Origin of the sequence: Bacillus sp. JJ783, from assembly GCF_036963225.1 — a bacterium.
Lineage (GTDB): Bacteria > Bacillota > Bacilli > Bacillales > Bacillaceae_G > Bacillus_A > Bacillus_A cereus_U.
This window is the reverse complement of the sequence record NZ_JBALMG010000060.1, coordinates 1-9,482: the sequence shown is the minus strand read 5'-3', so window position 1 is coordinate 9,482 and position 9,482 is coordinate 1. Positions and strand designations below refer to the sequence as shown.

Below are 9,482 nucleotides of genomic sequence, written 5' to 3'. Positions count from 1 at the left end.
CTATTAACCATTAACAATATGTATATTTTTCCCATTCACCATCATACCAAATATTCATTGGAAAAACTATACATATTCATTTTTTATTCTTCCTTACCTTACTATGATTTTCTCACAACTATAGATAGCTTGTAGCAGTTACAAAATCAAAGCCTTCAAAATTACTAACGGCATTGTCATACTGAAAATTATAAATTAATACGATAGAATTATAGGATTTCTTTAATTTAACTTCTTCCTTAATTCGAGAAAGTATTTTATCATCATATGAACATCCCGTTAATAACACAAAAATATCATCACTCGCCTCTTCTAACACTTCCTTTTCAATAAAATCCTCATCTACATCAATCATATCAATATTAAAATCAACAAAAAACTTTGCTGGTATAGAGTCTCCTTCTTCATCATACGTAACATCCATGTATGTATCTAACTGATCTTGCGTTTTCATATTACCTAACCAAATTGAAACCATTCCATGTACTTCCATCAATGGCGTCCTCCATTATTAAAATATTATACTTTCTCATTCAAATTACGCTTTAAATAATCGGCAATTTTCATTTCTCCTCTTTCAACAGCAAATGTATAAGCATCCATATCTTTCATATTATTACCGGAGTATTTTATCGTGATATCTATACCATTCATAACTAGCAATTTAACAATTTCAAAATGACCACTATATATTGCAGCAAACAGAGGATTTCGATCCGGCTCACTAGTGTCTATTTCAACTTGGTGTTTAATGAGATACTCTGCAATATGTAGATATCCTTTCGTAGCAGCTCTTTCAAGTGCATTTGTAGAAAAAGTCCCACACTTTGCATGAATATTAATTCCTGAATTGATTAAGTACTCTATTATTTCTAACTGTCCATGCGCTGTCGCTACATGTAACCACGTACCAAATGGCGTCACATATTCCAACATCTTAGGCTCTTTCTCAAGTAAATCTCTTAACGTGTCCAATTGACCACTCTTTATGGAATCTCTCATTCTTTTCGCAATTTGAATCTTATCCATTCTACTTCCCCTTTAATTATTATCTTGTAGAAATAGCTTTGTAACTTATCGACCAATTTAAAACTCATGATTTTTATAAAAAAGCATTTCTTCTTTCCATTCAGTTAAATGGGATTATTCAGAAATTCACTATCATACTTCTTGATTAAGACTTTATCATTTTCATCAATTGGTAATTCTCCTAAGTATTTATATTTCCAAATAATCATCTGATCACTAAAACTATATTCTGTATCGAACCAATTTGTATAATCGAAATGCATGTTAAATTTCCCACTATGTTCAAGCGACATCGTAAAGGCGTACCAAAGTTCTTGCTGATTATCTTTGAAAACATTTCTTAATTCTTTACTCAATCTATATAAAGAATCTTCTTTTCTTTCAAATTCAATTTCATCAATTTCATATTTAAAAGGAATTTCCACACTATATGTATACTTTTTTTCACTTCTGATGGTGTTATAGAAAAAGTAAGTTCCCCCTCCCGTTTCTGATATTTGAGCATAAAAATAAAATCCCTCCCACCCTTCCGGAATCATGTCATTAACCGTTTCCGCTATCTCTCTATATAACCTATTCAGTTCTTTTTCCAATCGACTTCCCCCTATTTTATTTTTACCATCCACTTTTTTCTATATTATACCATCCTCTCGATTAGCTCTGTTTTTATTTGCAATAAAATGTAATTTATTTCATTCAAAAATCAGACCAAGTTTCGATGAACTTTAGAAAATAGACATACCTCCTGAATACAATTAGTATTAAAATTGAGAAGTATGAAAGACTTGTAAACTAGATAATTACACTTAAAAAGGTTTTTATATTAAGGAAGGACGTGCACAGCTATGGACTTTAAAACAGTTATGCAAGAGCTTGAAGCCCTCGGTAAGGAACGAACAAAAAAAATATACATATCTAACGGTGCACATGAGCCAGTTTTCGGCGCGGCTACAGGCGCTATGAAACCAATTGCTAAGAAAATAAAAGTAAATCAAGATTTAGCTGAGGAACTTTACTCCACAGGTAACTACGATGCTATGTACTTTGCAGGTATTATTGCAGATCCAAAAGCTATGAGTGAGTCAGATTTTGATCGCTGGATAGACGGGGCGTATTTTTATATGCTGTCTGATTATGTGGTGGCAGTAACTTTATCCGAGTCAAATATTGCACAAGATGTTGCTGATAGATGGATTAAAAGTGGGGATGAGCTGAGAATGTCAGCAGGATGGAGTTGCTACTGTTGGCTTTTAGGAAATCGTAAAGACAATGAGTTTTCCGAAAGCAAAATTTCCGATATGCTTGAAATGGTGAAAAATACAATTCATGATTCGCCAGAACGAACAAAATCCGCTATGAATAATTTTCTAAACACTGTCGCAATTTCATATGTACCACTACACGAACAGGCAGTTGAAACTGCAAAAAAAGTTGGTATAGTTGAAGTAAAACGTGATAAGAAAAAAAGCAGTTTACTAAATGCTCACGAAAGTATCCAGAAAGAACTTGATAGAGGCAGACTTGGTTTCAAACGTAAATATGTAAGGTGTTAAAAAAACTTCGTATTAGGGTGTCAATCCGATAAAGATTGATACCTTTTTTCATCTTCAAAATATTCACTGTCCCGATTGATCTTTATCATAAATCCCATCAGTGAATCAGCTATTTTATTTTCAAAGTGATATACAGGCGTTTGTTGAGACGTATTTAAATTAAAAAGTAATATCCTGATACCCTACTTCAACTACCTTTTCATTTAATAAACGAACTCCTACACCATTTTCTATATCCCACGTACACTTAAATGTAATTCCAATCTCTCTTCCCCCCATAATATCTGCATACGGAACAACAATCCCCTCTAAACCGATCATCTCTAGTATTTGATCAGTTGTTTCAACTAATGGATAATTTTCTCGCACTCCAACATCATATCCTAATTCACATCGCCTTTGTTTGTAATAGTCTAATATAGACTGTAGTAAACTCATTTGTACCTCTTCCCAATTTTTTATTAATGATTGATACGCTACATACTGCCCTTCATCAAACATCCCATCTTCTTCACCATCTATCATCAAATCAATCTCAGTTACATTACCTATAAAAGTTATAGGCATACACTTAGCCCAAGCATAATTATATTCAATCTCTCCAAAAACTGAATCGTTCACTCTCATTTATCCGTCATTCCTCTCACACTTATTACTAAGGTGTCCCTGCTTATTGTTAACTCCCATCAACACTTAACATTTGAAATATTCTTTCAAAAACACATAAAACGTTGGCCAACTCTCCTTTAATTCTCCATTTAAAAGTAATTCATCTCCACCTTCAAAATTTACTGAGTAAACTTTATCAGTTACACTATTAAGTACCAATGCAGCATTTGCTGTCATTTCCGTTAAAACTAAATACTTATTAGGAAATCCATGTTCCTTTCGAGCAATCATTGTGTAATATTCTATATTATTCTCTTCATCTATAATATCAAGTAATTCATAAGGAACGTACTCTTCCCAAAAAGGTCCTGCAAATCGATAATAAAACTCTCTAAATGTATTAGACACTTCTACACCTAACCTATTTATTACTTCATTCACCTGATCTTTATCTTCCCGTTTATATATATCTTCTTCCAAAACTTCTTCTAAACGATTTGGCAAAGCATGCATTTGTATCCCTCCTTTACAAGGTTTATCCATGTGTTTATGAAATGAATTTACCGCTCCCTACACAAACTACCTGTATGACATAGAACCAATAAATGTAACCTCTAAACCATCAAACATATCTTCGCTTTTCGCTTCATTATATTTAAAATCATAAAGAACAATAGCAAAGTTAATATCTTTCGCTAAACTATCTCCATTTATTAGCTTTTTTATTTTAGGAATAATTCGTTCACTATAAGAAAAATCATTTAAAATATGTTCAACGTCCCTTTTATTATTCTCATAAAAACAAAATTCAATATTATCTTCATCATAATAACCGAATTCAAAGCTCGTCCCAAACTTTGAATGAACTGAATCACCATCTATCTTGTAATCTATATCGACATACTCCTCAAGGTTTTGGAGTGATTTAGAAATTCAAAACCAAACTGAAACCATTCCACTATATTCCACTTTTCCACTCCCATCTAGCCGGTCTATAATTCATATAAACATTCTTCACTTTACTATTTTTGTATCCTCAAACTAGATATTAACTCATTTAAACTATTCGAAACCTCTATAAACAACCCACGTTCGAATTCCTCCAATTCAACCTTTACACTTACATTATTTAAAACAACTAGTGAACCATTTCCTTCTACCCTATAGGAATCTTATCTAGTCCCTTAATAACTCGTGATTAAGTCTTCGCCCTCATATCTAGGGTCTTTCTCAACTTTACCATCTTTTGTTTTGATGACTTTTAGTCTACCTAACCACTCTGCTCCGTTATATGTCTCTTCACTTACCCATACATTATGCTTTTTACCGTCTACCTCAACTACTAATGTTGGGTGTGTAAACATGAATTCCTTTTCTACATGCCTACCTACAATTTCTGCATTTAATGATGTACCTTCTTCAACTAGTTTACTATTCTGATACCCCTCGATAATAGGTAATCCGATAAATACAAAGAATATCAGTCCAAATACGATCACTTTCTTCTTTGTACTCCATTTATTCTTTTCTTTCAATTCCTTCTGTCTTGCTTCTCTTTCTTCGCGTTCATCCAAACTCTCATTTAAAGCGTCTTCCCATGCCTTAATTTCTGCTTCGATTTCTGCTTCGGCTCTTGCTAGTTTTTCTAATTGTTCATCGGTTGCTACCATCTCATATGAGTTATCTCCAACCAAACGAATTTCAGCACCATTTTCTTTTACTTTTCGCAAGTCTTTTTCTGTACAATCAAACTCTCGAATGATTTCCCCTTGTGTGTTAACAAGTCTAACATAAATGTTTTTTTTCTCCTTCTTCTTAAACATCTGAACTCCCCCTTTATTTGTTTCCTATCATAGATAACACTATTGCAATTAAGATAAAGAAAACGATAATAAGGAAAGTCTTTCCTTTGCTTACTTGTGTTGTAGAACCTTCCAAGACCGCCCATATAAGAATTGGGAAAAGAAGAATACCAAGGAGAATATCAACCAACTTGTTGCTACTCTTCTTTAGTGTTTTTGCTTCTTCTACTATCGGTTTTATCTGAACAGCTTCTTTTCTTATTTGTTTCGGTTTCTTTTTCTTGCGTCTATGATTCACCCAACATACTCCTTTTAAAATAACTTTTTACTAACTATAAAAATACCGGAATATCCCCCTTTTTCACTTTCAATTATTCATATAAGTTCTCAATTTCAATCAACCAAAAAGAAGCCTTTTCCATACACTTATCATCAATTTTTTTCAACTCTTCCTTCAACCAACTTATTGTACACTCTGGTATATTATTATCGATAAAGGCATCCTCACCATTTATTTCTACTGCCTTATCGATAATTTTTGAATATACTAATAAACATTCTGCAAATTGATGTATAGAAGAATTCATAAACACTTCTTTATACTCATCACTATTATTTAGAAATACTATATTTTCTTGTTTTTCAATTATACAAATTGGATCTCCAGAACTTGTTGTTCCTAAAAACCAATATTTTTGAAACTCTTCTGGCATATGAAATACATTTGTAATAGACCTTATGAAAGACTGAGATGAAGTAAACTCTAAATATGGTGACGGTGTTTCTGGTAAGCCTCCTATAGACAAAAACCTCTTCACTTCATCAGAAAAATTTTTGTCCATTAATTCTTTTTCATGAAATGTAGTAAGTGGGCCATCTTTATTAACATCCCATTTCTCTCGAAAATCCTCTGGTAGTATCATTCTTTCACCTTCTTGACGTGTTTATATCTTTTAAGATTTAGTTGGGCTACTAGTTGTTTTTTTATTTTTTCCACATAAAAAAATACCATCTATTATTATCTACACTTATTCACTAAAACTCCCTATTTCCTCTGTCCAAAAACATCCTTCTGTTAAAGCAACTGCATCAATTTTTTGAAGGGCACTAGAAATCCACTCTACCAAACCTTTAGGTATATTTTTCTCAAAATAAGCTTTTCTTCCATTGGCAGCCTTTACTTCTTTTATAAACTCTACATAGACAAGTAAAGCTTCTGCAAACTTCTCTATCGTACTATTTATAAGAACAACTTTATTTTCATTGTCATAATCTATATATACGAGTTGTGATTTAGATTCATCAATACAAATTGGGTTTCCACTACCAGTAAATCCAAAGTATATAAACTTATAATACATCGTACCTAATTCATTATGTATCTCGCTCAACCTTATCCCGCCACCGTTATTTGAAGATTCAAATGTAAGAAATGGCGGAGCAGACTCCGGAAAACCTGCTTTAATTAAGAAGCCTTTCGTTTCTTTCGAGAAGGAAAATGAGTGAATGATTTTTTCATCATAATGAATTAAACCGTATATTTCTTTATTCCAATTCACTAAAAAATCTTGAGGTGAGATCATTTTTATCCTCCTGCATATCATATTGTTATCTTTGTTCCACTGTTAAATTGTTTATCAACTCAACAAGCGAATTAGCAAAAAACTCTTTTTCTTCTGTTTCAAAGTTTTCTATTAATATTTGTCCTGTTTCATTGTCAAAAATAAGAGCCATATCTTCCGGAGAGACAAAACCTATCTGTATATACCTAAATTCTCTCCCTTGACTCTCTTCATATCGTTTCATTATTCGAATAAATTCTACTATAGATTTATTCGGTTCCACAGGTTCAAGGGTAACTAATCTTATACCGTAAAAGCCTTGTATGTCTAAGAACCAATAAGAATTAAAGTATTCTTTTATCGCATCGTGAATATTCATACTAAGTTCTTTCTGAATTTCTATAAAATTATCTATCTTATTTTTCTCAACAGGTTTCCAATATACATATCCTTCTTCATCTGGATTACTTAAATATAATAAAGGATCCATTTCTGCATCCCACGGTACTTTAGGATATGTTCCATACTTTGTCTCCCATACATTCATAAGTTCTTTAAAATACCGCTCTAACTCTTTTTTTATTTCCATGCCATATCCTTTCCACTAACACCTAATAAGATTTCATTTCATACTGGATTATTAGCAATTGAAAAATAATTAGGCTTCATGTATATTCTCCTTAATACTAATAATAAAGTTATATAGCGATTCTTATTGCTTTTTCGCTATGAATCCTTTCAATAGTTCCTACCTTATTTACACGTATTCTCTCGATTAAAATCACATGCTGCTTCAACACCATTTTTCAGTAATTTTTGTAATAACGTATCCAATCCATCTTTGAAATAACATTGGATTTCCTCTTTATATAATGGTAATAGAGTATGGAAATAGATCGGCCAGTCACCCTCTATTTTTTTACCATCTTCACGAAATTCCATTTTAAATGCATCCGAACATTGTGGCAACGGTGGTACAACCATAACACCAGAAAATTCCGTCTCTTTACTATATGGATAAAACGGTGTATTTGAATCCCATTTCCCTTCAACTGATTGAGCTTCATACATCTGTCCCGCTGACTGATTTGGAAATACAAGCCACTGGCCTAATTCATAACCATTTTTCCTTACCGCTTCCCCAAATTCCCGTAAAAAACGCAAGGGCCAACCGTATTCCGCACTAGCCAAAGCAGATGTTGCTACTTCCCAATCCTTTGGCAGGTGCATGACAAGTTCTGCATAACCACTATCTACACTTGATGAAATAGGCATACGGAAATAGCTATTTCGATATGTTATTACTGTATTGTAATCTACTGTTTCATTTGGACCGACATTATATAATTCTATATTAGTAATTATTTTTGTATTTGCTTCTATATGATTCGTAATTTGACCATAATGTTGCTGAATATGTAATTTATAATCTTCAATTGATGTCGGGCGTATCATTGGGTTATTTTCTATTGTTTGTTCATTATTTTTCTCATCGGATTCCCATACTAACCGAAAATTAAACCCCTTTAATTCACTTTCTACAACACGATCTTTAAATTCGTCTGATACGAATGTTTGTACAGATACAATTGGAAAATCTCCGTATTTATGCTTTGTATTCAGTGTACAAAAAATATGTTCCCCTTTAATTTCATCTGCAATAAAAGCAAATTTGTCGAATCCACCAAAATCATCAGGTTTCGCATTTTTATAATCAATACATGCCAATACGTTTAATACATGTATTGCATAGCATTCATATCCTTCATGAACAAGCGGAAGAACTTCAACTTTCCTTTTTATTAAATCAAATACTACTTCTATCGCTGCTTTTGTAAAAATAAGTGGTATTTCACTTAATAAATCAGATACTTCTCCCTTATTTGATAATTTCATTTGCAATGGATTCCACGTATTAATTACTGATTGACCTTGAAAATAGTTATTAAAAATTTCTTGCCCTTCCTCATTCTCACACTCTAATTGATCAAAATTAGAATTACCAATAATTTTCCACACTCTCATTATACTACCCCTTTTAATCTATATAAAATACACATTGTCCCTGTTAACACCCGTTTCTCATCTATCTTATCCTTTAATGCTTTTTTATCGCCCACTGCTTATATGTAATTTTCATCTCACAACCTTCTTTAATATTTCTTTTTTACGATCTAACTTCTTCTCAAATCATGTCTACTTCACTCAAAAAATGAATTGTATCCATACACTTTTTATTCCTTTCAAATTTGTACTTATTGTGTTTACCTAAATTAAGTCTTCGATGTTACTATTATTTATTAACAAGGGGACCTCACGAATAAATAACACCACTTACAAGAAAATTCTTTTATTTTAATCCTCTATTAATCATGTAACTTATTTAAAAACTCCGTAAAATTATAAGCCACAAAAAATACATTTCCCCTCGCTACTTCCTCTGCTTCCTCAGCCGTAATCCCTTCGCTTGCCATCAATGTTTCCTTTTCCCATGCCCCCTCGTGTTCCCAAAAGACAACAATCGGATTTTCTTCATGATTTTTATAATCAAAGCAAATTAAATTTCCTGCTGGGTCAAATGCAAAAGGAAATAATTCTTTAGGCAATGTATCAATAAAGTCACTATATACATCAACTATATATTCATCACTATTTTCATTAAAAGATAATAAAGTACCGAAAACTCTTTCGTGATTATTCACATTAAATAATTCTGGCTCTACATTGGCACCATTATTTACAGCTACACATTTTATATAATCAATTGGAAATTTAAAACCTATTTTATTACTAATCTCTCTCACAAGATCTTCATTTACAGCTTCATCAGCAAATTGCCATTCTACTTTTCTCACCAAGTTCCATCACTCCACTGTTATTTACTCTTAAGTAATTTTACAAACTGTCCTATATGTTACCAATAATAT

14 protein-coding genes and 1 pseudogene are annotated in these 9,482 nt (G+C 32.2%); 1 reads left to right on the top strand and 14 read right to left on the bottom strand.

Annotated features, from left to right (window positions below):
• Positions 1-118: 118 nt before the first annotated feature.
• The 3 genes from V7038_RS13870 to V7038_RS13860 form a co-directional block, all read right to left on the bottom strand.
• Entirely contained in the window at positions 119-493 is a 375-nt protein-coding gene (locus V7038_RS13870; RefSeq protein WP_002110739.1) for an immunity 22 family protein, read from the bottom strand.
• A 26-nt stretch (positions 494-519) separates the two neighbouring features.
• Positions 520-1,029, bottom strand: a complete 510-nt coding sequence (locus tag V7038_RS13865) for an ankyrin repeat domain-containing protein (protein WP_002110740.1) — start codon at positions 1,027-1,029, stop codon at positions 520-522.
• A 104-nt stretch (positions 1,030-1,133) separates the two neighbouring features.
• Complete coding sequence (locus tag V7038_RS13860; protein ID WP_002110741.1) at positions 1,134-1,622, bottom strand: antitoxin YezG family protein; 489 nt, start codon at positions 1,620-1,622, stop codon at positions 1,134-1,136.
• Positions 1,623-1,874: 252 nt separating this feature from the next.
• On the opposite strand from V7038_RS13860, the gene V7038_RS13855 reads away from it, so the two are divergent.
• Positions 1,875-2,582, top strand: a complete 708-nt coding sequence (locus V7038_RS13855; RefSeq protein WP_070128756.1) for a DNA alkylation repair protein — start codon at positions 1,875-1,877, stop codon at positions 2,580-2,582.
• 159 nt (positions 2,583-2,741) lie between these two features.
• Here V7038_RS13855 and V7038_RS13850 read toward each other — a convergent pair whose 3' ends face one another.
• The 11 genes and pseudogenes from V7038_RS13850 to V7038_RS13800 form a co-directional block, all read right to left on the bottom strand.
• Positions 2,742-3,209 carry a DUF6985 domain-containing protein gene (locus tag V7038_RS13850; protein ID WP_335470552.1) on the bottom strand — a complete coding sequence of 156 codons (468 nt, stop codon included), beginning with the start codon at positions 3,207-3,209 and terminating at the stop codon, positions 2,742-2,744.
• 66 nt (positions 3,210-3,275) lie between these two features.
• Positions 3,276-3,704, bottom strand: a complete 429-nt coding sequence (locus V7038_RS13845; protein ID WP_335470550.1) for an SMI1/KNR4 family protein — start codon at positions 3,702-3,704, stop codon at positions 3,276-3,278.
• 66 nt (positions 3,705-3,770) lie between these two features.
• Positions 3,771-4,124 carry an immunity 22 family protein gene (locus V7038_RS13840; RefSeq protein ID WP_335470555.1) on the bottom strand — a complete coding sequence of 118 codons (354 nt, stop codon included), beginning with the start codon at positions 4,122-4,124 and terminating at the stop codon, positions 3,771-3,773.
• 89 nt (positions 4,125-4,213) lie between these two features.
• Positions 4,214-4,371: pseudogene (locus V7038_RS13835) on the bottom strand (SecY-interacting protein Syd); the annotation flags it as partial.
• A gap of 4 nt (positions 4,372-4,375) precedes the next feature.
• Positions 4,376-5,014 carry a hypothetical protein gene (locus V7038_RS13830; RefSeq protein ID WP_002110746.1) on the bottom strand — a complete coding sequence of 213 codons (639 nt, stop codon included), beginning with the start codon at positions 5,012-5,014 and terminating at the stop codon, positions 4,376-4,378.
• 13 nt (positions 5,015-5,027) lie between these two features.
• A complete protein-coding gene (locus V7038_RS13825) occupies positions 5,028-5,291 on the bottom strand; it encodes a hypothetical protein (protein ID WP_002110747.1) in 264 nt (87 codons plus the stop codon).
• Positions 5,292-5,364: 73 nt separating this feature from the next.
• On the bottom strand, positions 5,365-5,916 hold the full coding sequence (locus V7038_RS13820) for an SUKH-4 family immunity protein (RefSeq protein ID WP_335470547.1): 552 nt from the start codon (positions 5,914-5,916) through the stop codon (positions 5,365-5,367).
• A gap of 105 nt (positions 5,917-6,021) precedes the next feature.
• Positions 6,022-6,576 (bottom strand): SUKH-4 family immunity protein, encoded by a 555-nt coding sequence (locus V7038_RS13815; protein WP_002110749.1) that lies wholly within the window; start codon positions 6,574-6,576, stop codon positions 6,022-6,024.
• Positions 6,577-6,601: 25 nt separating this feature from the next.
• Entirely contained in the window at positions 6,602-7,144 is a 543-nt protein-coding gene (locus V7038_RS13810) for a SecY-interacting protein Syd (protein WP_002110750.1), read from the bottom strand.
• A gap of 164 nt (positions 7,145-7,308) precedes the next feature.
• Positions 7,309-8,580 carry a suppressor of fused domain protein gene (locus V7038_RS13805; RefSeq protein ID WP_335470543.1) on the bottom strand — a complete coding sequence of 424 codons (1,272 nt, stop codon included), beginning with the start codon at positions 8,578-8,580 and terminating at the stop codon, positions 7,309-7,311.
• A 341-nt stretch (positions 8,581-8,921) separates the two neighbouring features.
• Positions 8,922-9,410: an SMI1/KNR4 family protein gene (locus V7038_RS13800; RefSeq protein ID WP_033714800.1), complete on the bottom strand. Its 489-nt coding sequence runs from the start codon at positions 9,408-9,410 to the stop codon at positions 8,922-8,924.
• Between the last annotated feature and the right edge of the window lie 72 nt (positions 9,411-9,482).

Bases quoted from the DNA above. Each gene is read 5' to 3' on its own strand.
- V7038_RS13815 (WP_002110749.1), bottom strand. From the start codon at position 6,576: ATGATCTCACCTCAAGATTTTTTAGTGAATTGGAATAAAGAAATATAC.
- V7038_RS13870 (WP_002110739.1), bottom strand. From the start codon at position 493: ATGGAAGTACATGGAATGGTTTCAATTTGGTTAGGTAATATGAAAACG.
- V7038_RS13810 (WP_002110750.1), bottom strand. From the start codon at position 7,144: ATGGAAATAAAAAAAGAGTTAGAGCGGTATTTTAAAGAACTTATGAAT.
- V7038_RS13820 (WP_335470547.1), bottom strand. From the start codon at position 5,916: ATGATACTACCAGAGGATTTTCGAGAGAAATGGGATGTTAATAAAGAT.
- V7038_RS13805 (WP_335470543.1), bottom strand. From the start codon at position 8,580: ATGAGAGTGTGGAAAATTATTGGTAATTCTAATTTTGATCAATTAGAG.
- V7038_RS13830 (WP_002110746.1), bottom strand. From the start codon at position 5,014: ATGTTTAAGAAGAAGGAGAAAAAAAACATTTATGTTAGACTTGTTAAC.
- V7038_RS13855 (WP_070128756.1), top strand. From the start codon at position 1,875: ATGGACTTTAAAACAGTTATGCAAGAGCTTGAAGCCCTCGGTAAGGAA.
- V7038_RS13845 (WP_335470550.1), bottom strand. From the start codon at position 3,704: ATGCATGCTTTGCCAAATCGTTTAGAAGAAGTTTTGGAAGAAGATATA.
- V7038_RS13865 (WP_002110740.1), bottom strand. From the start codon at position 1,029: ATGGATAAGATTCAAATTGCGAAAAGAATGAGAGATTCCATAAAGAGT.
- V7038_RS13850 (WP_335470552.1), bottom strand. From the start codon at position 3,209: ATGAGAGTGAACGATTCAGTTTTTGGAGAGATTGAATATAATTATGCT.